Here is a 22,583-nt window from a genome sequence, read left to right as displayed (position 1 = left end):
ATCCGGCTAACCGCGCTCGTGCGGCCGCATCCAACCCGGTAGAACGCAACGCACCGGGGATCGCATGACTACGAGAGAACGCGGCACGCATGCCTGGGCATGCGCTGGATTGGTATTGCCTATGGCCTTCGCCGGCGGGGCGCAGGCGGCCATCGTCGTCGACGGCAAGCTGGACGAGCCCGAGTGGCAACAGGCGCGCGTGTACACCGACTTCAAGGTCACCGAGCCCTACCGGCTGGAAGCGCAGGCGGCAGGCCTGGGCACCCGCGCGCGGCTGCTGTCCACGCCCGAGGGCATCGCCGTGGCTTTCGAACTGGAACAGTCGCCGGCGTTCAAGCGGGTCAAGCCGCGCTTGGAGCGCGACCAGAACCGCGCCGCCGACCGGGTCACCGTGGCCATCGATTTCGACGGCGACGGCCGCAACGCCTACAGCTTCGGCGTCGACCTGTCCGGCTCGGTGCGCGACGGCGTGCTGGCCAACGAGAACCTGCTGAACCTGGACTGGGACACCGACTGGTCGTCGGCGGTCAGCGAGAACGAGCAAGGCTGGCAGGCCGAATTGCTGATTCCGTGGACGGTGGCACCGATGCGCGGCAGCGATGGCGCCAGCCGCAAGATCGCGGTGTATTTCGGCCGCAGCCTGGGCAGCAACGGCGAGACCCTGGCTTATCCGGCGGTGGCGCCGTCGCGTGGGCGCTACGTGTCCGGCTTCGAACCGGTGCAGATCGCCCAGTACCGCAAGTCGTTGCTGTACGTGTGGCCTTATCTGACCGCGAACCACGACCTGATCGGCGGCCGCACCCGCTACGACGCCGGCCTGGACCTGTTCTGGAAACCTTCGCCGACCTTCCAGCTCAGCGCCACGGTCAATCCGGATTTCGGCCAGGTCGAGTCCGACGACCTGGTCATCAACTTCGACGCGGTGGAAACCTTCTACAGCGACCGCCGTCCGTTTTTCACCGAGAACCAGGCGATCTTCGATCTGACCACGCCCGATTCGGGCCGATTGATCCACACCCGCCGCATCGGCGGCGATGCCGACGACGGCAGCGGCGCCAGCGACATCGACGCCGCGCTCAAGCTCAACGGTTCGCTGGGCGCCCTGGGCTACGGCGTACTGGCGGCCAGCGAACACGGCCCGGCTGGCCGCGACTACTACGCCGCGCGCCTGCAATACCCGCTGCGCCCCGGCTTGAACCTGGGCTGGCTGGGCAGCGTGGTGGAGCGGCCCTACCTCGACCGGCAGGCCCAGGTGCAGGCGCTGGACCTGAGCTGGAAACCCAATGCCGAGTTGATCGTCAACGCGCAGGCGCTGGGCAGCTTCATCGAGCAGGCCGGTATGCGCCGCGACGGCCTGGGCGCCTGGCTGCGCATCAACTGGACGCCGAACCAGCGTTGGCGCTACGAGCTGGAAGCCACCCACTTCGGCGATCGCCTGGACTTCAACGACCTGGGCTTCCAGCGCCGCGCCAGCCTCAACGAGCTGGAACTCACCGGCGTCTACCTGCATCGCGTTCGCCGCGCCGAATCCACTCTGGCCAGCACGCGCTGGTCGGCCGAACTGCAGGCGCGCAGCAACGACCGGGGCGACCGCCTGCCGACCTATCTGCTGCTGGGCGGTAATCTCAACTACCGCAGCGGCGACCTGGTCTATCTGGAAGCCAGCTTGATCAGCGCGGGCTGGGACGATCTGATCTCGCGCGGCAACGGCCTGTGGCGGCGCTCGGGCCGCTACGACGCCGAAGCGGGCTATGTCAGCCGGCGCTACGGCGACTGGGCCTGGAGCGCGTCGGGGTCGCTGCTGCCGCGCGGCCTGGGCGCGCGGCCCTCGCGCGAGCTGGTGTTCGGCGCCAACTGGTACCCAAGCGAGCAGTTCAACGCGAGCTTCGAGTTCGGCCCCGACTGGGGCCGGGACTGGCTGTTGTGGGAGGGCGGGCGCGACTTCGGCCGCTATGCGCGCCGCGGCGACTTCGCCAGCCTGGGCCTGAGCTGGTTCCCCGCGCGCGGCCACGAACTGCGCCTGAAGTCCGAATGGGTGGCCGTGCGCGGCAGCGACGGCCAGCGCTATCGACTGTCGCCGCAGGGGCGGTTGATCGCCAGCGGCGAGGCGCGGCCGGATTTCGACGTCAACAACTTCGGCCTGCAGCTGCGCTACCGCTACCAACTGGGGCCGCAGTCCGAACTGTTCCTGGCCTACTCGCGCGGTGGCATCCGCCGCAGCCAGCGCGAGGGCGTGGATACGGGCGGCTTGCTGGACGAGGCGTTGTCCTTGCGCGATGCCGATCAGTTCCTGGCGAAGGTCCGTTACCGCTTTTGACCGTGACCGACCGTGCCTGAATCGGCGATTCGAAAGCAAACCCAGGCCGATGCTTTCGTTCGCCCGGCCTGGTGTCGCATCCAGGCTAACCAACGCCGCTCAGCGTGCATCCTATGGGACATGGACGGTGGGGACCCTATGGACAATTCGGTGCAGGCGGCCTGGGTGCGCGCACGTGCCGGCGACCCGCTCGCGTTCCGCGAGCTGGTTCAGGCGCATGCGCGCCCCTTGTTCCAGCTGTGCTTCCGCATCACCCGCGACGCCGCGTTGGCCGAGGACGCGGTGCAGGAGGCGCTGTACAACGCCTGGCGCGGTCTGGCGGGCTTTGACGGGCGCTCGGCGTTCGCGACCTGGCTGCACCGTATCGCCGCCAACGCCGCGCTGGAGCAATTGCGACGCAATGCGCGCCATCGCGATGGCGCGTTCGAGGGCGGCGACGACGAGGACGGCGCCGACTTCCTGCACACCCTGCCCGACGACGGCCCCGATCCGGAGGCGCGCGCGGTCGGGGTCGAACTGGGCCGCCGTATCGACCGGCAGATGCAGCGCCTGAGCGACGCCGAGCGCGCCGCCTTCATGCTGCGCCATTACGAGGGCGAGCCGCTGGAGCGCATCGCCGACACCCTGGGGATGAATATCGGCCAGTGCAAGCAGGCCATCTTCCGTGCCGTGCGCAAGCTGCGCGACGCGCTGGAACCGTTGAGGTAAGCCATGCACATCAGCGACGACGACCTGATCCTGTACCACTACCGCGACGGCCTGCCGCCCGAGCGCCTGCGCGAGATCGCAGCGGCCCTGGCGGCCTCGCCCGAACTCGCTCAGCGCTACACCCAGCTGCGCCGGGTGCTGGCCGCGGCCGATGCCGCGGCCTTGCCGCCTTACGATCCGAATCTGGAAGCGCGGCTGTGGCAGCGCCTGCAGCCGCGTCTGCAGGCCGAGTCCGCGCGAGCCGGCAACGTGGTGCCGTTGCCGACGCGTGCGCTGCCGCCGCGCGCGAAGCGGTGGCGCCATTGGGACGCGGGCCTGGCCGCCGCCGCGGTGTTGGGCGTGGCCGCCTACCTGCCGTTCGCGCTGAACCGCGATGCGATCCAACCGCAGATGCCCGCGCTCACCCAGGCCCCGCAGCGGGCGCCCGAACCCGCTTCGTCCGAGCGCGCCTCACGCGTGCTGGACGCTTACGTGGCCGGTCATCTGCGCAGCACCGAGGGCGTCCTGCTGAGCGTGGTCAACAACCAGGGCGGGGCGCTGGCGGCGGTGGACCCCGAGTACGCGCGCGAGCTGGCCGACGACAACCGCCTGTACGCCGAAGCCGCGGCGCAGCGCGGCGACCGCGCCCTGGCCGGGTTCCTGCGCTCGCTGGAGCCGACCTTGATCGAACTGGCTAACCGCGGGCCCGATGCGGGCATCGAACAAGACAAGGCCTTGCGCGACTACGTCGAAGGCAACGACCTGGTGTTCCAGCTGCGGGCCGTGGAAACACGGCTGCAGCAACGCCAGGGTGCGCGGGCGAACGAACGAGGGCTGGCCACATGATCCGCACTCCCACCGCAACACCAGGCAAGCGCACGCGCCCGGCCTGGGCCGCGCTGGCGCTGGCGGCGCTGCTCTGCACCGGCGTCGCCAGCGCGGCGCCGGCCGATCCGGGCGGCGAACTCAATGCCTTGTACTGGCAGGGTCACGGCGCGCTGGGCAGCGGCGATTGGGCGCTGGCGCAGCGCCGCTTCGCCGACCTGGAACGGCGCCTGCGCCAGAGCGAGCCGCAGGCGGCCGACGCGGCGATCTATTGGCAGGCCTATGCGGCCATGCGCGCCGGCCACGAGGCCGAGGCGCGTGCCGCGGTCGTGCGCCTGCGCCAGCAATACCCGCGCAGCCGCTGGAACCGCGATGGCGCGCTGCTGCTGCGCGGCGACGGCGCGCGCGCCGGAGCCGTGGTGAGCGGCGAAGACGCGATCGAGGCGCTGCTACGGCTGCCGCCGGCGCAAGCGATACCCAAGCTGGTGGCGATCCTCGCCGACGCCAGCAGCACCCTGCGGACCAAGCAGCGCGCGCTGTTTCTGCTCAGCCAGATGGACGACGCCGGCGCGCTGGCGCAGGTGGCGGTGGTCGCTCGCGGCCGCGATCCGCAGCTGGGCGAGCGCGCGGTGCGCATGCTGGCGGTGGCCGGCGCGGACGACGCGCTGCGCCAGGTGTACGCCGCAGCGCCGGACCGCGCGCGTCAGCTGATCGTGCTCAAGGCGCTGGGGGTGGCCAACGACGAGCGCATGCTCAGCGAGGTCGCGCGCAGCAATGCCGACCCGCAGCTGCGGCAGGCGGCGTTGCAGGCCTTGGGCGTGGCGGGCCACAAAGCTGCGGCAGCGGAAGTGGCGCGCAGCGCGGCCGACCCGCAGACGCGCATCGCGGCGCTGCGCGCCTTGGGCACCGCGAATGCGACCGGCGATCTGTTGGCGATCTATCCGGGCGTGCGCGCCAATCCGGCGTTGCGCGAAGCGGCATTGAAGGCGTTGCTGGTGGCGGCCAACGAAGGCGAGGTGCTCAAGCTGTATCACCGCACCACGGACGCCGGCGAGCGGGGGTCGATGGAGCGGGTGTTGCGGGAGGCGGGGGTTCAGGTGAGCCCGCGCCGCTGAGGCTTCGTGCAGGTCTGCCGCTTTGGATCGCGGTCTCCCACAGCTAGTCTTCCCCTTTTGCTTGTCTTCCCCCTTTGGAAAAGGGGGGTTGAGGGGGATTTGCTTTTGCTGTTGCTCCTAGAGGCAACAGCAACAGCTTCCGCATGCTACGCACGCGGGTCACTTTCTCTTGCTCGCCCAAGAGAAAGTAACCAAAGAGAAGGGCAGACCTATTTCGACGCCGTGCGCGGCGAGTTCGTAGCGTTCGCGGTGATTTTCCGATCGGGCATCCTGCCCGAGCGGAAAACGGCGCACATCCTGTGCGCCGCCCCCCGCCTTCGCGGGGGCAGGCTCTTCGGGTCTTCCGATTGGGGCCGCGAGGGCGGTAACGGCGTTGTAGGTCAGGAGCATTCGCTGCGCTCACCCCCTCACCCTAGCCCTCTCCCGCAAGCGGGAGAGGGGACTGATTCGACGCTGCTGCTTTAGCCCCTCTCCCGCTTGCGGGAGAGGGGTTGGGGTGAGGGCCGCAACTACGCCGTACCTCCCGCCAACACAAACCCACCGAGGATCCCAGCATGGCCATGCCCCGCAAACTCCTGTGCATCGCGCTCGTCGCCGTCATCGCGCTGCCGGCCGCCGCCAGCCCGCGCAACGACGGCGCCGCCCTGATCGCCGCCGTGCGCGAGCATCGCCCCGACGAACTGCGGCGCCTGGCCGCCAACGGCGCCGACATGAACGCTGCGGTCGGCGGCGAAGGCAACGCACTGATCGTGGCGGCGCGTCTGGGCGATCTGGCCCTGGTCGATATCCTGCTGCGCCTGGGCGCAGCGCCCGACCGTGCCGTACGCGGCGACGGCAATGCGTTGATCGCCGCGGCCGCGCGCCCGGGCAACCTGGCGATGCTGCAGCGGCTGGTGGCGGCCGGAGCGCGCGTGGATGCGGTGGTCGAGCACGACGAAACGCCGCTGATCAACGCCGCGCGCAGTGGCGACGTGGCCCACGTGGCCTATCTGATCGGCCGCGGCGCCGACGTCAATCAGGGCGTATCGGTGCGTCTGGCCGACGGCAGCGCGCAGTGGCGCACGCCTTTGAATCAGGCGCGTTCGCCCGCGGTGCGCCGTTATCTGAGCGAGCGCGGCGCGCGTTAACTCTCGTCGCCTATCTCGCCCAGGCATTCGGCCAGGAAGTCCGCGGTCGCGCGCACGCCGGGCAGCAGCCCGCGGCGATGCGGCATCAGCAGGGTGGTGGTCACCCGGCCGGCGTTCCAATCCGGCAGCACCCGCTGCAGCCGGCCCGCACGCAGCGCGTCGCGGCCGAAGGCCAGCGGCAGGCAGACGATGCCCAGGCCGGCCTCGGCCGCGGCCTGCAGCGCCACCGATTCGTTGGCGCTCAGGCGCGGGCGCGGTGCGACCAGGGCGCGCGTGCCGTCGCGGTGCTGCAGGGCCCATTCGTTCGCCGAAGCGGAGGTCAGCAGGCCTGCGTGCTCGGCCAGCTCCTGCGGCTGTTGCGGCCTGCCGTGCGCGTCCAGATACGCCGGCGCCGCCAGCAGGCCGATGCTCTCCACCGCCAGCGTGCGCTGCACCAGTCCCGAGTCCGGCAGCGGCGCGAAATGGCTGCGCAGGCCGATGTCGTAGCCCTCCTGGACCAGATCCACGTAGCGGTCGCTGACGTTCACCTGCAGGTGCAGGCGCGGATAGCGCTGCGCCAGCTTGGGCAGCTGCGGCGCCAGGTACAGCTGCGCGGTGGGTACCGAGGCGGTGATGCGCACGCTGCCGCTGGGCTCGGACAGGCGCTGGCGCACGCTGGCCTCGGCGGCCTCGGCCTCGATCAGCGCCGCGCGTGCGTGTTCGTAAAAATCGCGGCCGGCCTCGGTGAGCACGAAGCTGCGCGAGGTGCGGTGGATCAGCCGCGCCTGCAGCTGGGTTTCCAACTCGGCCACGCGCTTGCTGACCGTGGATTTGGGCAGCGCCAGGCGGCGTGCGGCGGCGGCGAAGCCACCGTGTTCCACGGCGACCGCGAACAGGGCCAGGTCGTTGAGGTTGAGCACAGTAAGTCCATGCATGTGGACGATAGGTCCACATTTTGCAGTCTACACGGACAAAGTCCACATGCGTACGCTTTCTCCAAGGTCGCACGACGGCCCCAACCCCAACCTCACCGCAATTCTGGAGTCCTTATGAACCCGCTTCCCATCCTGTACTACGGCGTCCCCTCCGGCTGCTCCTTCGGCTCCATCGTCGCCCTGGAGTGGCTGGGCCAGCCCTACCAGCTCAGCCGCATCGAGATGCCCGAGGAAGTCACCGCCGACGAGTTCCGCCGCATCAACCCGGTGGCCGAAACCCCGGCGCTGATGGACGAGCAAGGCCGCGTGCTGACCGAGAGCATGGCCATCCTCAACCACATCGCCGCGCGCGGCGTCGGCCGCATCGGCTATGCTCAGGGCACGCCCGAGTTCGACCGCCTCAACCGCACGCTGGCCTACCTCAACACCAGCTTCTTCAACGCTTTCGCACCGCTGTGGCACGCGCTGGAGCATCCGTCGGCCGACGATGCGGCGCTCAAGCGTTACGGCCGCGACAAGGTCGAGAAGGTGCACGCGCAGCTGGAAGCCATGATCGGCGACGGCCCCTGGCTGCTGGGCGAGCAGCGCACCGTGGCCGATGCCTACTTCATCGGCATCGCCCGCTGGAGCCAGTACCACGACGTGGTCGACCGCAGCGCCTATCCCAAGCTGCAGCGCCTGTTCGAAGCGCTGGAAGCCGATCCGGCGGTGAAGTTCGCCCACGCGATCGAGGACAAGACGCCGGCGCTGAGCGCGGGCGGCTTCCGCGGCGAGATCAAGTTGGCCGACACCCTGCCGCGCCTGTTGCAGGCGGCGTGAGCGGATGCGCGGACGCGATGCGAACTGCGTCGCGTCCGCGCGTTTGCCTGCGTTCGGCCGGCCGCGTTGGTGACATTCGTCAATACCGCCCGCGCCGCCGCGCTGCGAAGCTGTACCCATGGCGCCGCAGCGGGCGCCGCGATCTCGGAGACGGCGATGAAGGCGAAGCAACGCGCATTGGTGTTGGGCGCCAGCGGCGGCATCGGCGGCGAACTGGCCGTGCGCCTGCTCCAGCGCGGCTGGGAAGTGCATGCGCTGCAGCACCGCAGCCGCATGACCGGCACGCGCGGCAACGGCATCTACTGGTGGCGAGGCGACGCCATGCAGCGCGAGGACGTGCTGCAGGCGGCCAAGGGCGCGTCGCTGATCGTGCATGCGGTGGATTCGCTGCTGTGGCGCGACACCGGTTCGCAGCCGCTGGCCATGCTGGAGCACAGCATCGAGGCGGCCGTGGCCAACCGCGCGCGTGTGCTGCTGCCGGCGCCGATGAGCGTGTACGGCGCCGCATCCGGCCTGCTGGACGAGGACGCGCCGCAACGGCCGCTGGGCCAACGCGGCCTGCTGCAGGTGCGCATGGAGCAGCGGTTGCAGGCAGCCACCGCGGAAGGCGCGCAGGCGCTGATCGTGCGCAGCGGCGATTACTTCGGCCCGCATGCGGTGCGCAGCTGGTTCTCGCAGGCCCTGGTCGAGCCCGGTCGCGCGCTGAGCAGCCTGCGCTATCCCGGCCGCGCCGGCACCGGCCATGCCTGGTGCTACCTGCCCGATGCGGCCGAGGCCATGCTGCGCCTTCTGGAGCGAGCCGAGCGCCTGGGCGCGTTCGAGCGCTTCCATCTGCAGGGCCATTGGGATGCCGACGGCGGCGCCATGGTCGCGGCGATCGCGCGCGCGGCGGCGGGCGCGCGCTTGCGGGTCAAGCCCTTCCCCTGGTCGCTGCTGCGCCGCAGCGCGCCTTTGCTGCCCTTGTTCCGCGAACTGTCGGAGCTGCGCACTCATTGGCAGGAGCCACAGCGTCCGGACAACCGCCGCCTGCTCGCCCTGCTCGGCGAGGAGCCGCGCACCGATCTGGATAGCGCGGTACGCGAGACCCTGTACGCGATGGGCTGCATAGACAGCGCCGCGCCGAAGCGCGCCGCCGCGCGCAAGCGCAAGCCCGCCGCCGGCGCCGCCCTGGCCGCGGCGGCCTGATGCGCTGATCGCGTCAAACATCGTGCACGCGGGCTCGGTTACAGTGTCCGCGTTCGCGCCGCGCGCCGGGCGCGCGGCCCCACCGTGACGGAGCTTGCATGCCCGCCGATTCCTCGCCCGCCGCGCACGGCGGCGACATCGTCGTCGTCGAAGGCCTGACCAAGACCTATGCCGGCGGCTTCCAGGCGCTCAAGGGCGTCGACCTGCGCATCCGCAGCGGCGAGATCTTCGCCCTGCTCGGGCCCAACGGCGCCGGCAAGACCACCTTGATCAGCATCGTCTGCGGCATCGTCAATCCGGGCGGCGGCACGGTGCGCGTGGACGGGCACGACATCGTCCGCGATTTCCGCGCCGCCCGCGCCAAGATCGGCCTGGTGCCGCAGGAACTGTCCACCGACGCCTTCGAAACCGTGTGGGACACGGTCAAGTTCAGTCGCGGCCTGTTCGGCCGCGCGCCCGATCCGGCCTATCTGGAAAAGGTGCTGCGCGACCTGTCGCTGTGGGAGAAGAAGGACGCCAAGATCATGGCCCTGTCGGGCGGCATGAAGCGGCGCGTGCTGATCGCCAAGGCCCTGTCGCACGAGCCCAAGGTGCTGTTTCTGGACGAGCCCACCGCCGGCGTGGACGTGGAGCTGCGCCGCGACATGTGGGCCATGGTCTCGGCGCTGCGCGAAAGCGGAGTGACCGTGATCCTGACCACGCACTACATCGAGGAGGCCGAGGAAATGGCCGACCGCATCGGCGTGATCAACCATGGCGAACTGGTGCTGGTGGAAGACAAGACCGCACTGATGCGCAAGCTGGGCAAGAAGCAGCTGACCCTGCACCTGCAGGCGCCGCTGCAACGGCTGCCCGAGGCGCTGGCGAGCCCGGCGCTGGAGCTGACCGCCGACGGCCACGAACTGGTCTACACCTTCGACGCCCAGGCCGACGAGACCGGCATCGCCCAGTTGCTGCGCCGCTTGGGCGAGCACGGCATCGATTTCAAGGACCTGCAGACCGCGCAAAGCTCGCTGGAGGAGATATTCGTGAGTCTGGTGCGCGGTGGCGGCAATGGCGGCGCGGGCCGCGGAGCTCAGGCATGAACGTGCACGCGATCCGGGCGATCTACCTGTTCGAGATGCACCGCACCTGGCGCACGCTGATGCAGAGCATCGCTTCGCCGGTCCTGTCCACCTCGTTGTACTTCATCGTGTTCGGCTCGGCGATCGGCTCGCGCATGGTCGAGATCGACGGCATCCGCTACGGCGCCTACATCGTGCCGGGCCTGATCATGCTGGCACTGCTGACCGAGAGCATCTCCAACGCCTCCTTCGGCATCTACATGCCCAAGTTCACCGGCACCATCTTCGAGATCCTGTCGGCGCCGATCTCCTTCATCGAGGTGGTGCTGGGCTATGTGGGCGCGGCGGCGACCAAGTCGGTGATCCTGGGCACGATCATGCTGGCCACGGCGCGATTGTTCGTGCCGTTCGAAATCGAGCACCCACTGTGGATGGTCGGATTCCTGGTGCTGACCGCGGTCAGCTTCAGCCTGTTCGGCTTCATCCTCGGCGTCTGGGCCGACGGCTTCGAGAAACTGCAGATCGTGCCGATGATGGTGGTCACGCCGTTGGCCTTCCTGGGCGGCAGCTTCTATTCCATCCACATGCTGCCCTCGCCCTGGCAGCAGCTGTCGCTGTTCAATCCGGTGGTGTACCTGGTCAGCGGCTTCCGCTGGAGCTTCTACGGGGTGTCGGACGTGAGCATCGTGCTCAGCGTGAGCATGACCTGCGTGTTCCTGCTGCTGTGCCTGGGGGCGATCTGGTTGATCTTCCGGACGGGGTACAAGCTCAAGACCTGAGTGATCGCCATTCGCTCTTGCCCGTCAGCTCCGCGAAGGCGGGGTCCGGAGACTTCGGAGTCATGCCTGGATGAAGCCCTGGATGTTCGGCTCCGCCGAAGTAAAGCGGAGCCCGCGTTCGCGGGAATGACGAGCAAAAAAGCGGGGGCTCACGCTCTTGCTCGTCATCCCCGCGAAGGCGGGCATCCAGAGACATCAGAGTCATCCCCGGATGAAGCCCTGGGTTCCCGCGTTCGCGGGAATGACGAGCAAAGGGCGCTGCGACGCTAGAGTCGAAGGGCGGCCTAAGGCCGTTCGCCGCGCCCCTGCGCCTTGGCATTGGCGATGACCGCGCGCACCAACTCGCGGTCGCGGTGGCGCGAAATGGCGGTGGCGCCCAGGGCGATCGCGCGCTCGCGCAGCTCGGTGTCCACGTCGTAGTGGGCGCCGCTGCGCTTGTCCTGGAACGCGCGCCGCGGCAGGCCCAGCTGCTGGGCGAAGGCGTGCAGCTCGTCCAGGGTGTCGGCCATCAGGTGGGCCCAGCGGCGGCCGCGCCAGGGCCAGACGGCATCGTCTACGTAGACGGTCATGCGCGATCCGGTGGGGGAGGGCCACAGTATCGGCCAGCCCGTGGCGCCGGTCACGCCGCCGCGCCACGCCGGTTCAGCCATCTATCTCAGTCGGCGATCTCGACCCGGTCGCGTCCCGCGGCCTTGGCCCGGTACAGCGCGGCGTCGGCCTTGCGCACCCAGGCGCCGGTATCGGCCAGGCCGGGGTCGGCGGCGGCGATGCCTACGCTGATCGTGCAATGCAGGCCGTGGCCGAACGTGCGTTCACGCACCGCGGCCAACGCGCGTTGCGCCACCGCTAGCGCGTCGCCGGCGTCAGCCTGCGGCAGCAACACCGCGAACTCGTCGCCGCCGTAGCGGCCGGCGATGTCGGCTGCGCGCAGGCAATGGCGCAGGCGCGCGGCGAATTCCTCAATGACCTGGTCGCCGGCGGTATGCCCCTGACTGTCGTTGATGCGCTTGAAGTGGTCGATGTCGATCATCATCAGGCAGGCCGGGCGGCCGACCTGGCGGCAGCGTTCGAGCTCGTCGCCGGCGGCTTCCAGCCAATGGCGGCGGTTGGCCAGGCCGGTGGCCGGATCGGCCACGGCCAGTTGCTGCAGCAGCTTGTTCTGCACCCGCACCTTGTGGCCCAGCGCTCAGGTGGCGATGCCGATGCTCAGCGGATAGGCGATCAGCAGCGGCAGCGAACCCAGGATCGCGAACTGGCTGGTGTGCGGCGAGAACGCGAAGCCGTTGAGCGCGGACACGATCAGGCAGCTGCCCATCATCCACAGCAGCGCGCGCGAGGCGAACTTGCTGCCGCCCACGCTGAGCTTGTCCATGGTCAGCATCACCGCCAGCAGCGCCGAAGGCAGCAGGTTGAACTGCATCAGCGCGATCCATACCCCGCCCATGGCCGAGTCGAGCGTGAGGTTGCGGAATTCGGTCCGGCTGGGGTTGTCGCTGCGCCGCGCCAGCCAGTACGCCAGGTGCGGCCAGACCAGGCCGTTGAACGCCAGCAGCGCCCACAGCGCGGGCGCGGGCTGGGTGGGGTACAAGCCGGAGCCGACGCAGAGCATGCCCAGGCCCAGGCCGATGCTGCGCATGCGGTGGATGCGCTGGACGAAGCGCCGACGCGATTGAGCGAGATCGTCGGCGATGGCTTTCAACGGCATGGCGACCGCCTGTGCGAGGGGCTGGGTCGGGCGATGTCGTGGGGGAAGCGGCTCGTCCTGGCGGCCATTGTCTCAGATCGGCGTGGGCGCCATGTCCAGGCAAGCGCGACGGCGGCTTGCGCAAAACCGTGCCGATCGTGGCGTTTCGACCTTGCGCCACCGCGGCAGGCCTAGAATGCGGGCTTCCGAAAAGGGCCGCCGCCATGCTGATCTCCGCCCTGCACCACGTCGCGCTGATCTGTTCCGACTATGCGCGCTCCAAGCATTTCTACACCCAGGTGCTGGGCCTGCCGGTGATCGCCGAGGCCTACCGCGCCGCGCGCGATTCCTACAAGTTGGACCTGGCCCTGCCCGGTGGTGGGCAGTTGGAATTGTTCTCGTTTCCCGATCCGCCGCCGCGGCCTTCGTATCCGGAAGCCTGCGGCCTGCGCCATCTCGCGTTCGAGGTCGCCGACATCGACGCGGCGGTCGCCGCATTGCAGGGCCATGGCGTGACGGTGGAGCCGGTGCGCGTGGACGAGTACACGGGGCGGCGCTACACCTTCTTCGCCGATCCCGATGCGCTGCCGCTGGAACTGTACGAGCGCGCGTCCGACTAAGCGACGTCCATCAATCCCGCGCGATCGCGTGCCCTTGTTCGGCCCAGGCGGTGAAGCCGCCGGCCAGGGGCCGCACGCGCCGGTAACCGCGTCGCTTGAGCTCCTGCGCCAACACCGCCGCCGAAGCTTCGTTGGGGCAATCGCAGTAGACGATCACTTCTTCGTCCATGCCGCGCGGCGCGTCGGCCAGGCTGGCCACGAACACCGCACCGGGAATCCAGCCCGAGGCGGCGCGGCTTTCGGCGCGGCGCACATCGAGGATGGTAGGCACCCGGCCCTCGGCGATCAGCGCGTACAGTTCGCTCACGCTGATGCGCGCCATGCGCAGCTGGCGCAGGAACCATTGCCGCCGCAGCCATTTGTAGGCCACGAACGCGGCGATCAGGGCCAGCAGTACCGGCAGCGCGTAATGGCCCAGCGCTTCCAGCCGGTCCAGCACCTCGTTGACCGCTTCGTGGAACACCGCGCCCACGGCCACCGCCACGCTGGCCCAAAGCAGGGCGCCCAGACCGTCGAACAGCAGGAAGCGGCGGGTGCTGGTGCCGGTGTCGCCGGCCAGGGTGGTGGCCACGGCGGCGAAACCGGGCACGAACTTGGCCAGGATCAGCGAGGGCGCGCCCCAGCGCGCGTAGGCGCCGCGCGTGCTCAACACGCAGGAATCCGGCGACAGCGACAGCCGGCACATCAGCCGCAGCAGGGCGTTGCCGAAGCGGCGCCCGCCCAGGAACCACAGCCAATCGGCCAGCAACGCCGCGGCGGTGGCGACCAGGGCGATCGCCGCCAGGCTTTCGCCGCGATCCACCGCGACCGCGGCGGTGACGATGATGGGCGGATAGGCCGGCACCGGCAGGCCGCCCTGGTCCAGCAGCACGGCCGCGAACACCACCAGCAGGCCGTAGCTTTCGATCAGGTGCAGCAACAGGTCCATGGTCGGGTCTCGTTCGGCGCAGCGCCGCACGGGGCAGCAAGCTCAGTGTCGGCCCGGCTCCGGCGCCGCACAATCGGCGCCGGAGAGAAGCAGCGTTGCGCCCGGGCGACGCCGGCTACAGGCAGGCGTCACAAACGCGCGGCGTCGGCGCGGGCGCGTACCTGGGCGAAGCTCCAGTCCTGCAGCAGGCGGCCGTCCTCCCACACCGTGAGCATGGCGTCCTCGTAGCCGGCCGGCAGCGGGCTGTCCTGCACGCTGGCCGCGTCGGCCGGCACCGGCACGGTCTTGAAGTGGCCGTACTCGCGGTGGCGCAGCAGGCGCATGCGGCCGCGCTTGCTGGCCTTGCCCTTGTCGGTGACCGGGTCCTTGTAGACGTCGATCCATTGCCCGTCCACGCGCGCGGCCGAGCACTTGAGCGCGAACTTCTGGGTGTCGCGGTCCAGCCGCTGCAGCAGCGCGCCGCCCATGCCGAAGGCGAGGTTGTCGGTGGCGTAGCCGTAGCTGGTGGCGCGTTCCAGGATCGCGCGGATGCTGGACGGGTTGATGCCGTCGCCCTGGATCACGCGCACGTGGTTGAGCACCTTGTAGCCCTTGCCGTTGACGGTGTGGCCGAAGGCCTCGTCGAGCAGGCTCAGGCACTGGTGGACCACGTCGACCGGGTCGCCGGAGTCGGGGCGCACCACCAGGGTGGCGCCGGAGGCGATCACGTCCTCGCGCAGCGTGCGGCCCCAATGTTCGCGGATCGCGTGGTAGATGTCGTAGCTGTCGGAGACCACGGCCAGGATCGCGCCGGGCTTGCCGAACCGGCGCAGCATGTTGCGGTAGGCCTCGACTTCGCGCTCGCGGCCCCAACTGGTGATGGTGCTGTGCTCGGCGGCGGGAATCGAATAGCCGGCCATGGGCTCGTGGTAATAGGCGCGCGCGGCCAGCAGGCCCGACACGGTGTCGGTGCCGAGGAAGTTGACCAGGTGCGCGGCGCCGCCCAGCGCGGCCGACTCGGCGCTGGACACGCCGCGCGCGCCGAAGTCGTGCAGCTTGAACGGCAGCTGCCCTTCCGGGTCGTCGCTGGTGCGTTCCAGGAACTGGCGCAGCGTCTGCTTGGCGTGCCAGCTGGTGGTGGCCACGGTTACCGGGTACCACAGGCGCAGCAGCAGGGTCTCGATGTACGACGGCACCCAATAGGCCTGCGGATCGGTGGACTCGATCGTGACCAGGGCCTGGTGGGTGGGCACCACGGCGCCCTCTGGCACGGCGCGGATGCGCAGCGGCAGCAGGCCGCCGTGGCGCTGCACGATGTAGCGCCAGCCTTCTTCGTTGAACGGCTCGCCGTGCGCGGCGAACAGCTCGCGCGCCTCGACGATGTCGGCCTCGGTCACCGGCTTGCTCAGGTACTCCTTGAGGATGCTCTGCAGGCCGAAGAACACGGTGCGGTCGTACAGGCCGCCGCGCGATTCGATGTAGAAAAACGTCCCGTCGGTGTCGGGCGGGTACTGCAGCCAGTGGCTGGCCTTGTAGCTGTCGGTGTTGAGCAGCAGGTTGTTCAGGCATTGCATGACGGAAGCTCCTTCGCGTCGGAACGGCCGGCGGTCTGTCCGCCGGCGGGCGGGGCGGCGATCAGCCGCCGCCGAGAAAGTATTCGAGGATGTGCAGGTGGTCTTCGTACAGCTGCGGCCCCATCTCCAGCGCCTCGCTGATCGGAATCCAGCGCGCCTTGTCGGCGTCGTCGCCGCCGCGCACCTCGGGCAGTTCGCCGCTGGGGAAGTCGAAGTGGAAGGCGTGGGTGATGGTGCGGCCGCGCAGGCTGCGTTCCGGGTGGTCGAACACGCGCTGCCCGCGGATCGAGCCTTTCAGCACCGGCAGCGGCAGCTTCAGCCGGGTTTCCTCGCGCAGCTCGCGCAGGCAGGCGTCGAGCAGGCCTTCGTGCTGGCCGACGAAACCGCCCGGCAGCGCCCACAGGCCCTTGCCCGGTTCGGCGCGGCGCCGCACCAGCAGCACATGGCCGGAGTGCACCACCACCGCGTCGGTGGTGACGAAGGTGGGCGGGTAGGGCGCGTCGGCCCAGGCGGCGCGGTAGGTGTCGATGAAGCGGTGCTCGGCCACCAGTTGGTCGAACGCGGGCGAGTTCTTGCGGAAGGCCTCGAGCATGTCGAACACCGGCGCCGGCACGTTGGCGCGGATCAGCATCAGCCCGCCGTGGCTGTCCACGTGCTGCGCTTCGTACAGATAGCGGCGCAGTTCGGTGGCCGACAGGGCGGCGGTGTGGCGCACCTCCACCAGCGGCCACTGCGGGAATTCGCGCAGGTAGTAGCTGGAGGCGTCCTTGTCCTGGCCGATCAGGCCGACGCGGGCGTCGGCCTGGCCGCCGTCGGCGGCGATGGCTTCGGCCACGGTGCGCTGCACGCCGGCGATCCACAGGCTTTCGTTGTACAGGCGGTCGCGCAGCGGGCGCACGATCACGCGTTCGCCGGCATCGGCCAGGGCGGCCTGGATCATCACCGCGCGCTCGGCGACGGTGAAGGGGTTCTTGATGGTGCGGGGGGTGTCGGCCGAGCCGACCAGGACGATGAGCTTGTGCGCCTTGGCCAGGGCGGCGCGGGCGACGGCGGCGTGGCCGTTGTGGAACGGCTCGAAGCGGCCGATGAAGACCAGGTAATCGTGTTCCATGAGGCTCCCTCACGGTGCGTTGTAGGCGGCCCCGGGTCTGTCCCTGGGCCTGAGCGAAATGCTACGCCGGTCGCATTGCGCCCGCAACGGCCGTGCGCGTCTACGCCTGGCGCTCACATCCGGCGGCGCAGTATCGGCATGGAGACGCCGCCCAGCGATGGAGAAAACCGTGCGCTTGCAGGGCAGCCAGCAGACGCTGTTGATCACGCTTTACGCCAAGGCCTTGGACAATCGTTCGCCGCGTCCGCTGCTGGGCGACGAACTCGCCGACGAGGTAGTGCGCCGCATCGATGCCGACTTCGCCCGCTTTCCGCTGCGCGGCGGACAGATCGCCGGCCTGGCGCTGCGCGCCAAGGTGCTCGACGACTGGGCGCGCGAATGGTTGGCCCGCCATCCCGACACGCTGGTGCTGCACCTGGGCTGCGGCCTGGATACGCGGGTGTTCCGGATCAATCCGCCGGCGGACCTGGACTGGATCGACCTGGACTATCCGGAAGTGATCGAGCTGCGCAGGAGCCTGTTGCCGGAACGCTACGGCAGCTACCGCATGGCGGCGATGGACGTGTCCAGCAAGGACTGGCTGGCGCCGATCGCCGGCGGCCGGCCGGTGCTGGTGATCAGCGAAGGTTTGTTCCCGTACCTGGAGGAGGCCGATGCGCGCCTGCTGGTGCAGCGGGTGGTCGACCGGTTCCCGCGCGGGCAGTGGCTGTGCGACATCTACAGCCGTTTCGCGGTGCGTTGGCTGGCGCGCTCGTGGGTGGCGCGCACCACCGGCGCGCAGTTCGGCGATTGGGGCTTCGACGATCCGCGCGAGATGGAGGCCTGGCATCCGCGTCTGGCGTTCGTGGACGAGCCGCGGCTGAGCGAGCGGGCGGAGGTGGCGTTGTTGCCGGCGCGGCAGCGGGGGCTGTATTGGGCCTACGATCGATGGGCGTGGTTGCGCAGGCTGGGGCGGATGGCGCGATACCAGTTCTGAGAGATGCGCGGATAAAGCGACGTTTGCCCCCTGTAGGAGCTGCGCAAGCTGCGACCGGGAGTCCGCAACTACGACGAGTGCTTGGGTTTTTGCGGGATGTGCTTTCTGTAGGAGCGGCGTGAGCCGCGATCAGCTCCGAACTTGCGCAGGTGTTTGGGTGTGCTGGTTTAAGCAACAGCCACAGCTTCCGTCCGCAAGCGGCCGGGTCACTTTCTTTTGATAAGCGTCAAAAGAAAGTAACCAAAGAAAAACGCTTCACCGGAGCTCCCCTGCGAGAGCGGAGTTTGCGCCGGGATTTTTCGATGGCACATCCTGTGCCAGCGAAAAACGGCGCACCTCCTGTGCGCCGCCCTCCGGGTCTTCCATTTGCGCTGCGAGTTCGGTGCCCGATCAAGAGCATTCGCTTCGCTCACTCCCTCACCCTAGCCCTCTCCCGCAAGCGGGAGAGGGGACAGATTCGACGCCGCTTGCTGCTTTTAGCCCCTCTCCCGTTTACGGGAGAGGGGTTGGGGTGAGGGCACGCGAAGTTGCCAGTTGCGGCGCCAACCTCGCCAGCCTCAATCCCGCGCGATCGGCGGCGCCTTGCGGAACGGGATCGCCAGGCGGTTCCAGGCGTTGATCATGATCACCGCGTAGTTCAGCGCGCCCAGCTCGGCCTCGTCGTACACCGCGCGCACGCGGGCATACAGCGCGTCGGAGACGGGAGCGTCGGCGATGCGGGTGACCGCGTCGGTCCAGGCCAGGGCGGCGCGTTCGCGTTCGGTGAACGGGCCTTCGTCCGGGACCCGCAGCAGGGCCAGGCGCTCGGGGGTGTCGCCATGGGCCAGGGCTTCGCGGGTGTGCAGCCACAGGCAGTAGGCGCAGCCGTTGATCTGTGAGGCGCGCACGTTGATGAGATGGATCAGGCCCGGGTCCAGGCCGCTGTCCTGGACGGCGGCGTGCAGGGCGCCCATGGCCTTGAGGCCGGTGGGCAGCAGGGTGTTGGTGTCTAGGCGTTGCGACATGGGATTCCTGGCATGGGGCGGCCGCGACGCGGCGGGAGCGGACAGGCTAGGATGTTCAGAACTGAAATACATTCCGCCGTAAGTGCAAGCGGTGATTACATGAATGAACAAGGTCCGGACTGGGACGATTACCGTTACCTGCTGGCCGTGGGCCGCGCGGGTTCGCTCAACGGCGCGGCCAAGCGCCTGGGGGTGAGCCACCCCACGGTGTTCCGTCGGATCAACGCGATCGAGCGCAAGCTCGGCGCGCGCCTGTTCGAGCGCGCGCGCGAGGGTTACGCGGCCACGCCGGCCGGCGAGGAGCTGCTGCGCATCGCCTCCGAACTGGAAGAACGCATCCTCGACGGCGAGCGGCGTCTGTCCGGGCGCGATGCGCGGCCGGCCGGTACGCTGCGGGTGACCACGGTGGAGCCGATCCTGTACGGCCTGCTGCCGCCGTTGCTCGCGCGCTTCCGCCGCGAGTATCCGCAGATCGTGCTGGAGCTGACCGCCGACAACGCCACCCGCGACCTCAGCCGGCGCGAGGCCGACGTGGCGCTGCGGCCGGGCGGCACGCCGCCGGACAGCTTGGTCGGCAGCCGCATCGCTCATCTCGCCTCCGCGGTGTACCGCCCGCGCGCCTGGCGCCTGCGCGAGGGCGCCGACCTGTCGCAGCTGGACTGGGTGGTGCCCGACGACAGCCTGTCGCATACCTCGCTGTCGCGGTGGGCGCGTGCGAACGGCCATCACCAGCGCGCGGTATTGCGCAGCAACAGCCTGATGACCTTGCGCGACGCGGCCGCCGCCGGCATCGGCCTGGCGGTGCTGCCTTGCTACATGGGCGACGAGCATCCGCGCCTGGCACGCGTGGGCACGCCGTTGCCGGGGGTGGGCGCGGACCTGTGGCTGCTGACCCATCAGGACCTGCGCCGCACCGCGCGGGTGCGGGTGTTCCTGGAGGCGATGCGCGTGGGTTTCGCGCAATGGCAGGACCGTTTGATGGGCGTGGCCGCGCGCGACTGAGGCGGGCGCAGGGGGTGGGCGCAAGACGCGTGACCGCGCTGCCGCGACCCATCGCCGCGCGTAAGGCTGCGTTTCAGACTGCGAGCCGCCGGTTGCGCGAGCGCCGGTGCCGAGGCGGCCGGCACGCCCTCGCGGACCGGGGGTAGGAAAACTCCTACACGCGGTCGGGCAGTCCGATGACGTTATCCGCGTCACATAAGGCGCAGATTGATCGCGTCCCCGACAGCACGGCCTTAGGCATGGGCAGGACGCCACAGCCAGGGAGACGGACGCCGAGACGTGGAATGTCGGAGCTGGGCCGGGGACGCCCTAACACTCGAAAGGATGCGCCATGTTTCGCGTCGAACTGAGCCAGCGTGACGGCAACGACGGCAAGGCCCTGACCAGCACGATCGCCGGGCTGGCCCAGGACTACCTGAGCCCGGAGGCCGCTTTGGAAGCGGTGCTGCCGCTGGTCCAGCAGTACGCGATCCGCACCCGCCAAGGACTGTGGCTGCGCATCGTCGATGCGCGCTCGCAGCCGGTGTTCGGCACGCTGGTCCCCTAGGCCCGCGTGTAGCCCTTGCCGCCCGGAACGGTGGACGAACGGTCCGGGCGGCCAGGGCGCCTCTCTCAGCGCCCCCTTGCGATCTATGCGTCGCGGTCGAGCAGGCCGCGCGCGATCGCGCGCGCGACGTCGTCTTCGTCGTCGATGTCCAACTGCAGCGCGGGATCGTCGAGCCAAGCCAACTGCTGTTCCGGCACGCGCGCGAGCAACGCGCCGTAGCCGCGATCGCCCTGCAGTTCCGGTGCCCGCGCCAGCCAATCGGCGGTCAACACCGCCGGGATGCCAGGCGCCTGGCCATGGCGTGTGACCGCGCAGCGCGCAGGTGCGGCTTGAGCGGCATCGAGCAGCGCCAGCAGATGCGCGAACTCCAGCGCCGGCTGGTCGCAGCCCAGGATCAGGGTAGGGCCCGGATGCTGCGCCAGCGCGGAGGCGGCCAATTGCAGACTGGTCGACAGGCCCTGCTCCCATAGCGGGTTGAGCCAGCGCTCGCCGGGCAGGCCTGCTATCTCGTCCTGCAGTTCGCGATGGCGCGCGCCCAGCACCACCAGCAGATGCTGTGGCCCGGTGTGCGCGGCCAGGCGCACACTGCGGTGCAGCAGGCTTTCGCCGGCGCGGTTCAGCAGTTGCTTGGGCCGGCCCAGGCGGCGGCTACCGCCGGCGGCCAGCACCACCGCGGCGTGCGAACCGTAAGCCCTCATGCCGCCGCGTGCCGTCGCGCCTGCAACTGCGCGGCGATGCTCAGGGCGATCGCTTCGGGACCGTCGCCGCCCAGGCGCAGGCCGATCGGCGACTGCAGCCGCGGCGCCAGCGCCGCACGTGCGTCCTCGGGCAGCACCTGGAACAGATCGTCGCGGCGGCGCGCAGGGCCGAGCAGGCCGATGTAGCCGATCGCGCTGGACGCCAACGCCTCCAGCGCTTCGCGGTCGAGTTCGAAGTGGTGGTGCATGACCAGCGCGGCGTCGTGCGGGCGTGCGGTGGCGAGCGCTTGCGCAGGCGAGCGCGCGAGCGCGGTGTCGGCCAGCGCGGCATGCGCCTGCCAGCGTTCGCGCCGTTCCACTAACGTCACCATCCAGCCCAAGGTGCGCAGCAGCGGCAGCAGCGCCGGCGATTCGGGGCCGGCGCCGAACACCAGCACCGACGGCGGGCGCGCGATTTCCAGCATCCACGAATTCGGGCCCGCCCCCAGCCACGGCGGGCGTGCGACCGGGAACGTCCACGGCTGGCGCTCGTCGCCGACGGCGGCGCGCAGCGCGCCGTCGATGCGGATTTCCAGGCGCAGGTCGCCGTGGCCGCGCCGCCATTCGTCGACCAGCGCCGGCCATTCGCGCAGCCCCGCCAGCGGCAGCAGGGCCAGGCGCAGGCGGCCGCGGCAGCCGACCGCGGAACCGGCGAACAAGTCCTCGTCGTTGCGGGTGTCGATGTCCATCCATTCGATCCGGCCGTAGCGCGCGGCGGTGGCGGCCAGGGTTTCGATTTCCGGTTCGATGCAGCCGCCGCTGAGCCAGCCGGCCTGGCCCTCGCGCGCGCCGAACAGCGCGGCCGCGCCGGGGTGGACGTAGGTGGAGCCTTCGGTTTCCAGCACCAGCGCCAGGGTCGCGGCGTCGCCGCGCTGCTGCGCGCGCGCCGCGGCTTCGAGGATGCCGCGCACGCCGCCGGCGGCGGACGGAGCGGGGTTCGCGGCGGACGGACTGTCGGGCACGGCGGGTTCCCTGGCACGGCGCAGAGCCCGATCATGGGGCCGGTCCATGACGCGGCGCAACGCGCCGACGGCCGGGCGCAGGTCTGGCGTTTTAGGCATTGGCGGGCGCCCCGGTCCCGGCGTATGTTGGGTCTTCCCCAGCCGCCGCGAGGGACGCTATGAAACTGCACGTCAACGGTGCCGAGCACGAGATCGACGCGCCGCCGGACATGCCGCTGTTGTGGGCATTGCGCGATCTGCTGCAACTCACCGGGACCAAGTTCGGCTGCGGCATCGCCCAATGCGGCGCCTGCACCGTGCATGTGGACGGCGCCCCGCGCCGTGCCTGCGTGACGCCGGTATCGGCGGTGGCAGGGCAGAAGATCGTCACCATCGAAGGCCTGTCGCCCGACGGCCGCCACCCGGTGCAGCAGGCCTGGGCCGAGCTGGACGTGGTCCAGTGCGGCTACTGCCAGTCCGGACAGATCATGTCCGCGGCCGCGCTGCTGGCCAAGGTGCCCGCGCCCACCGACACCGATATCGACCAGGCCCTGGCCGGCAACATCTGCCGCTGCGGCACCTACCCGCGCATCCGCGCGGCGGTGAAGCGCGCGGCGGGATTGGGCAAGGCCTGACAGACGCACACCG

The 22,583-nt window shown here is 69.9% G+C and carries 24 protein-coding genes; 14 read left to right on the top strand and 10 right to left on the bottom strand.

Features of this window, described 5'->3' with window-relative positions; translation table 11 throughout:
• The first annotated feature begins 121 nt into the window (after positions 1 to 121).
• From DX914_RS14405 to DX914_RS14385, 5 genes are all read left to right on the top strand, one after another.
• The gene (locus DX914_RS14405; protein WP_115859855.1) at positions 122 to 2,317 is read left to right on the top strand and encodes a DUF5916 domain-containing protein; all 2,196 of its coding nucleotides are present in this window, start codon (positions 122 to 124) and stop codon (positions 2,315 to 2,317) included.
• 138 nt (positions 2,318 to 2,455) lie between these two features.
• On the top strand, positions 2,456 to 3,025 hold the full coding sequence (locus DX914_RS14400) for an RNA polymerase sigma factor (RefSeq protein WP_158549312.1): 570 nt from the start codon (positions 2,456 to 2,458) through the stop codon (positions 3,023 to 3,025).
• A 3-nt stretch (positions 3,026 to 3,028) separates the two neighbouring features.
• A complete protein-coding gene (locus DX914_RS14395; RefSeq protein WP_115859851.1) occupies positions 3,029 to 3,850 on the top strand; it encodes a hypothetical protein in 822 nt (273 codons plus the stop codon).
• The gene (locus DX914_RS14390; protein ID WP_115859849.1) at positions 3,847 to 4,944 is read left to right on the top strand and encodes an outer membrane protein assembly factor BamD; all 1,098 of its coding nucleotides are present in this window, start codon (positions 3,847 to 3,849) and stop codon (positions 4,942 to 4,944) included. The genes DX914_RS14395 and DX914_RS14390 overlap by 4 nt, the downstream gene beginning before the upstream one ends.
• 560 nt (positions 4,945 to 5,504) lie before the next feature.
• Positions 5,505 to 6,071 (top strand): ankyrin repeat domain-containing protein, encoded by a 567-nt coding sequence (locus DX914_RS14385; RefSeq protein ID WP_158549310.1) that lies wholly within the window; start codon positions 5,505 to 5,507, stop codon positions 6,069 to 6,071.
• Here DX914_RS14385 and DX914_RS14380 read toward each other — a convergent pair.
• Positions 6,068 to 6,985 (bottom strand): LysR substrate-binding domain-containing protein, encoded by a 918-nt coding sequence (locus tag DX914_RS14380; protein WP_115859845.1) that lies wholly within the window; start codon positions 6,983 to 6,985, stop codon positions 6,068 to 6,070. The genes DX914_RS14385 and DX914_RS14380 overlap by 4 nt on opposite strands.
• A 114-nt stretch (positions 6,986 to 7,099) precedes the next feature.
• Between DX914_RS14380 and DX914_RS14375 the strand changes: the two genes are divergently transcribed.
• The 4 genes from DX914_RS14375 to DX914_RS14360 all read left to right on the top strand — a co-directional run bounded on the left by DX914_RS14375 (position 7,100) and on the right by DX914_RS14360 (position 10,832).
• Positions 7,100 to 7,804, top strand: a complete 705-nt coding sequence (locus DX914_RS14375; RefSeq protein WP_115859843.1) for a glutathione S-transferase family protein — start codon at positions 7,100 to 7,102, stop codon at positions 7,802 to 7,804.
• A 156-nt stretch (positions 7,805 to 7,960) separates the two neighbouring features.
• On the top strand, positions 7,961 to 8,989 hold the full coding sequence (locus DX914_RS14370; RefSeq protein ID WP_115859841.1) for an NAD-dependent epimerase/dehydratase family protein: 1,029 nt from the start codon (positions 7,961 to 7,963) through the stop codon (positions 8,987 to 8,989).
• 98 nt (positions 8,990 to 9,087) lie between these two features.
• Positions 9,088 to 10,074, top strand: coding sequence for an ABC transporter ATP-binding protein (locus DX914_RS14365; RefSeq protein WP_115859839.1), 987 nt, complete (start codon positions 9,088 to 9,090; stop codon positions 10,072 to 10,074).
• Positions 10,071 to 10,832, top strand: coding sequence for an ABC transporter permease (locus DX914_RS14360; protein WP_115859837.1), 762 nt, complete (start codon positions 10,071 to 10,073; stop codon positions 10,830 to 10,832). The genes DX914_RS14365 and DX914_RS14360 overlap by 4 nt, the downstream gene beginning before the upstream one ends.
• Positions 10,833 to 11,116: 284 nt before the next feature.
• Here the strand turns inward: DX914_RS14360 and DX914_RS14355 are convergent, their stop codons facing one another.
• The 3 genes from DX914_RS14355 to DX914_RS14345 all read right to left on the bottom strand — a co-directional run bounded on the left by DX914_RS14355 (position 11,117) and on the right by DX914_RS14345 (position 12,537).
• On the bottom strand, positions 11,117 to 11,401 hold the full coding sequence (locus tag DX914_RS14355; protein WP_115859835.1) for a DUF4031 domain-containing protein: 285 nt from the start codon (positions 11,399 to 11,401) through the stop codon (positions 11,117 to 11,119).
• Positions 11,402 to 11,487: 86 nt separating this feature from the next.
• Positions 11,488 to 11,997: a GGDEF domain-containing protein gene (locus DX914_RS14350; protein WP_158549308.1), complete on the bottom strand. Its 510-nt coding sequence runs from the start codon at positions 11,995 to 11,997 to the stop codon at positions 11,488 to 11,490.
• Positions 11,998 to 12,018: 21 nt separating this feature from the next.
• Complete coding sequence (locus tag DX914_RS14345) at positions 12,019 to 12,537, bottom strand: MASE2 domain-containing protein (RefSeq protein ID WP_115859830.1); 519 nt, start codon at positions 12,535 to 12,537, stop codon at positions 12,019 to 12,021.
• Between the two features lie 203 nt (positions 12,538 to 12,740).
• Between DX914_RS14345 and gloA2 the strand changes: the two genes are divergently transcribed.
• Positions 12,741 to 13,136: an SMU1112c/YaeR family gloxylase I-like metalloprotein gene (gloA2, locus tag DX914_RS14340; RefSeq protein ID WP_115859828.1), complete on the top strand. Its 396-nt coding sequence runs from the start codon at positions 12,741 to 12,743 to the stop codon at positions 13,134 to 13,136.
• A 10-nt stretch (positions 13,137 to 13,146) separates the two neighbouring features.
• On the opposite strand, the gene DX914_RS14335 is transcribed toward gloA2, so the two are convergent.
• The 3 genes from DX914_RS14335 to DX914_RS14325 form a co-directional block, all read right to left on the bottom strand.
• Positions 13,147 to 14,064, bottom strand: coding sequence for a rhodanese-like domain-containing protein (locus DX914_RS14335; protein WP_115859825.1), 918 nt, complete (start codon positions 14,062 to 14,064; stop codon positions 13,147 to 13,149).
• A 128-nt stretch (positions 14,065 to 14,192) separates the two neighbouring features.
• Positions 14,193 to 15,617, bottom strand: coding sequence for a nicotinate phosphoribosyltransferase (locus DX914_RS14330; RefSeq protein ID WP_115859823.1), 1,425 nt, complete (start codon positions 15,615 to 15,617; stop codon positions 14,193 to 14,195).
• 61 nt (positions 15,618 to 15,678) lie between these two features.
• Positions 15,679 to 16,728, bottom strand: a complete 1,050-nt coding sequence (locus DX914_RS14325) for a bifunctional nicotinamide-nucleotide adenylyltransferase/Nudix hydroxylase (RefSeq protein ID WP_115859821.1) — start codon at positions 16,726 to 16,728, stop codon at positions 15,679 to 15,681.
• A 157-nt stretch (positions 16,729 to 16,885) separates the two neighbouring features.
• Here DX914_RS14325 and DX914_RS14320 point away from each other — a divergent pair, with 157 nt between their 5' ends.
• On the top strand, positions 16,886 to 17,704 hold the full coding sequence (locus DX914_RS14320; RefSeq protein WP_158549306.1) for a class I SAM-dependent methyltransferase: 819 nt from the start codon (positions 16,886 to 16,888) through the stop codon (positions 17,702 to 17,704).
• Between the two features lie 557 nt (positions 17,705 to 18,261).
• On the opposite strand, the gene DX914_RS14315 is transcribed toward DX914_RS14320, so the two are convergent.
• Positions 18,262 to 18,708: a carboxymuconolactone decarboxylase family protein gene (locus tag DX914_RS14315; RefSeq protein WP_115859817.1), complete on the bottom strand. Its 447-nt coding sequence runs from the start codon at positions 18,706 to 18,708 to the stop codon at positions 18,262 to 18,264.
• Between the two features lie 99 nt (positions 18,709 to 18,807).
• On the opposite strand from DX914_RS14315, the gene DX914_RS14310 reads away from it, so the two are divergent.
• Complete coding sequence (locus DX914_RS14310; RefSeq protein ID WP_115859815.1) at positions 18,808 to 19,710, top strand: LysR family transcriptional regulator; 903 nt, start codon at positions 18,808 to 18,810, stop codon at positions 19,708 to 19,710.
• A gap of 331 nt (positions 19,711 to 20,041) precedes the next feature.
• Positions 20,042 to 20,257 carry a hypothetical protein gene (locus DX914_RS20410; RefSeq protein ID WP_196778918.1) on the top strand — a complete coding sequence of 72 codons (216 nt, stop codon included), beginning with the start codon at positions 20,042 to 20,044 and terminating at the stop codon, positions 20,255 to 20,257.
• 83 nt (positions 20,258 to 20,340) lie between these two features.
• Here DX914_RS20410 and DX914_RS20405 read toward each other — a convergent pair whose 3' ends face one another.
• Positions 20,341 to 20,955 (bottom strand): nucleotidyltransferase family protein, encoded by a 615-nt coding sequence (locus DX914_RS20405; protein ID WP_196778917.1) that lies wholly within the window; start codon positions 20,953 to 20,955, stop codon positions 20,341 to 20,343.
• Positions 20,952 to 21,956: an XdhC family protein gene (locus DX914_RS20400; protein ID WP_231118277.1), complete on the bottom strand. Its 1,005-nt coding sequence runs from the start codon at positions 21,954 to 21,956 to the stop codon at positions 20,952 to 20,954. The genes DX914_RS20405 and DX914_RS20400 overlap by 4 nt, the downstream gene beginning before the upstream one ends.
• A gap of 158 nt (positions 21,957 to 22,114) precedes the next feature.
• Here DX914_RS20400 and DX914_RS14300 point away from each other — a divergent pair, with 158 nt between their 5' ends.
• Positions 22,115 to 22,570, top strand: a complete 456-nt coding sequence (locus DX914_RS14300; protein ID WP_115859813.1) for a (2Fe-2S)-binding protein — start codon at positions 22,115 to 22,117, stop codon at positions 22,568 to 22,570.
• Positions 22,571 to 22,583 lie beyond the last annotated feature (13 nt).

Origin of the sequence: Lysobacter silvisoli (assembly GCF_003382365.1) — a bacterium.
GTDB classification, from domain to species: domain Bacteria; phylum Pseudomonadota; class Gammaproteobacteria; order Xanthomonadales; family Xanthomonadaceae; genus Lysobacter; species Lysobacter silvisoli.
This window is presented reverse-complemented; position numbering and strand designations above follow the sequence as displayed.

Excerpts from the sequence above, each read along its gene's own strand:
- DX914_RS14405 (WP_115859855.1), top strand. The coding sequence starts at position 122 with ATGGCCTTCGCCGGCGGGGCGCAGGCGGCCATCGTCGTCGACGGCAAG.
- DX914_RS14400 (WP_158549312.1), top strand. The coding sequence starts at position 2,456 with ATGGACAATTCGGTGCAGGCGGCCTGGGTGCGCGCACGTGCCGGCGAC.
- DX914_RS14395 (WP_115859851.1), top strand. The coding sequence starts at position 3,029 with ATGCACATCAGCGACGACGACCTGATCCTGTACCACTACCGCGACGGC.
- DX914_RS14390 (WP_115859849.1), top strand. The coding sequence starts at position 3,847 with ATGATCCGCACTCCCACCGCAACACCAGGCAAGCGCACGCGCCCGGCC.
- DX914_RS14385 (WP_158549310.1), top strand. The coding sequence starts at position 5,505 with ATGCCCCGCAAACTCCTGTGCATCGCGCTCGTCGCCGTCATCGCGCTG.
- DX914_RS14380 (WP_115859845.1), bottom strand. The coding sequence starts at position 6,985 with ATGCATGGACTTACTGTGCTCAACCTCAACGACCTGGCCCTGTTCGCG.
- DX914_RS14375 (WP_115859843.1), top strand. The coding sequence starts at position 7,100 with ATGAACCCGCTTCCCATCCTGTACTACGGCGTCCCCTCCGGCTGCTCC.
- DX914_RS14370 (WP_115859841.1), top strand. The coding sequence starts at position 7,961 with ATGAAGGCGAAGCAACGCGCATTGGTGTTGGGCGCCAGCGGCGGCATC.
- DX914_RS14365 (WP_115859839.1), top strand. The coding sequence starts at position 9,088 with ATGCCCGCCGATTCCTCGCCCGCCGCGCACGGCGGCGACATCGTCGTC.
- DX914_RS14360 (WP_115859837.1), top strand. The coding sequence starts at position 10,071 with ATGAACGTGCACGCGATCCGGGCGATCTACCTGTTCGAGATGCACCGC.
- DX914_RS14355 (WP_115859835.1), bottom strand. The coding sequence starts at position 11,401 with ATGACCGTCTACGTAGACGATGCCGTCTGGCCCTGGCGCGGCCGCCGC.
- DX914_RS14345 (WP_115859830.1), bottom strand. The coding sequence starts at position 12,537 with ATGCCGTTGAAAGCCATCGCCGACGATCTCGCTCAATCGCGTCGGCGC.
- gloA2 (WP_115859828.1), top strand. The coding sequence starts at position 12,741 with ATGCTGATCTCCGCCCTGCACCACGTCGCGCTGATCTGTTCCGACTAT.
- DX914_RS14335 (WP_115859825.1), bottom strand. The coding sequence starts at position 14,064 with ATGGACCTGTTGCTGCACCTGATCGAAAGCTACGGCCTGCTGGTGGTG.
- DX914_RS14330 (WP_115859823.1), bottom strand. The coding sequence starts at position 15,617 with ATGCAATGCCTGAACAACCTGCTGCTCAACACCGACAGCTACAAGGCC.
- DX914_RS14325 (WP_115859821.1), bottom strand. The coding sequence starts at position 16,728 with ATGGAACACGATTACCTGGTCTTCATCGGCCGCTTCGAGCCGTTCCAC.
- DX914_RS14320 (WP_158549306.1), top strand. The coding sequence starts at position 16,886 with ATGGAGAAAACCGTGCGCTTGCAGGGCAGCCAGCAGACGCTGTTGATC.
- DX914_RS14315 (WP_115859817.1), bottom strand. The coding sequence starts at position 18,708 with ATGTCGCAACGCCTAGACACCAACACCCTGCTGCCCACCGGCCTCAAG.
- DX914_RS14310 (WP_115859815.1), top strand. The coding sequence starts at position 18,808 with ATGAATGAACAAGGTCCGGACTGGGACGATTACCGTTACCTGCTGGCC.
- DX914_RS20410 (WP_196778918.1), top strand. The coding sequence starts at position 20,042 with ATGTTTCGCGTCGAACTGAGCCAGCGTGACGGCAACGACGGCAAGGCC.
- DX914_RS20405 (WP_196778917.1), bottom strand. The coding sequence starts at position 20,955 with ATGAGGGCTTACGGTTCGCACGCCGCGGTGGTGCTGGCCGCCGGCGGT.
- DX914_RS14300 (WP_115859813.1), top strand. The coding sequence starts at position 22,115 with ATGAAACTGCACGTCAACGGTGCCGAGCACGAGATCGACGCGCCGCCG.